General features: G+C 80.3%; 1 pseudogene. It reads left to right on the top strand.

What is annotated here, in order from left to right:
- A pseudogene (locus tag MCAG_RS33620) lies at window positions 1-1,149 on the top strand (hypothetical protein); the annotation flags it as partial.
- Window positions 1,150-1,160: the final 11 nt, after the last annotated feature.

Here is a 1,160-nt window from a genome sequence, read left to right as displayed (position 1 = left end):
TACCCCGCCTATTCGGCCGAGCCCGATCGCGGCGGCCACCCCGGCGACGACCGGGCGACCCGAGGGCGCGACGAGAGCGCCGCGCCGCCCCCACCGGGCTGGGCCGGTTCCGACTGGAACTCCCCGAGCTGGGGTGGCGGCTGGGCACCACCGTGGGCCCGCGGCCAGGGCGAGCCGATCGGCCACCGGTCCCACGACGACGAGGACGAGCCGGCCCGCCGCGCTCGCGAAGACGAGGCGGCCGGGCGCCGGTCCCGCGACGACGAGGCCGCGATCGGCCGCCGGATCCGCGACGACGAGCTGGTCGGCCGCCGCGAACGCGCGGAGGCCGAGCCGGTCGGCCCGTCACGCGCGACGGCCGAGCAGGCCGATCCGCCCCCGCGCGAGGGCCGGGCCGTCGACTGGGCCCCACGGTCCGGCCGGGGATACCCGCCGGAGCCGAGCCGCCCCTACGCCGCCGAGCCGATCCGCCCGTACGAGCCGGTGCGGGCCGAGCCGATCCGCCCGTACCAGCCGGTGCGGGCCGAGCCGGTCCGCCCGTACGAGCTGGCCCGTCCCGGGTCCGAGCCCCGTCCCGGGGGGGACCAGGCGACCCGGCCCGCCGCCCCTGAGCCGGCCGAGCGTCCCGGCTGGGCCGGTGGCCGCCCCGCGTCCGCCCCGCCCGCCGTCGGGTACGACAACACCTCCGCCCCACCCGCCGCCGGGTACGACAACACCCCCGGGTACGAGAACTCAGCCGCCGCGGCCATCGACCCGGCCGAGGTCCGGGCCGCCGCTGCCCGGCCGTTCCGGCTCCGTCCGGTCCCCGAGGACGTCCCGCCCACCGACGCGCCCGGCCAACCGCCGACCCGCCACCGGCGCCGGGCCGGCCCCCGCACCCGCCACGAGCGGGAGCGAGCGGCTGGTCCGCACCCCGCCCGCGCCCGTCCCGACGAGCGCACCCCCGTACGCGGCCCGCCGATCCGCACCCGACCCGGTGACCCCGGCCGCCCTGGCCGAGGAGGTCCGGCAGCCGGACCGTACGGCGGTGCTGCCGCAGCGCGTCCCCGCCGAACCGGACGTGCCCGTCGTGCCGGAGCCGCCAGCCGTGGAGCCCCCCGCCGAGACCCCGGAGCAAAAACACCGCATCGCTACCCACCTTCGTCGTGACGACGAAGCCG

Origin of the sequence: Micromonospora sp. ATCC 39149 (assembly GCF_000158815.1) — a bacterium.
Lineage (GTDB): Bacteria > Actinomycetota > Actinomycetes > Mycobacteriales > Micromonosporaceae > Micromonospora.
This window is presented reverse-complemented; position numbering and strand designations above follow the sequence as displayed.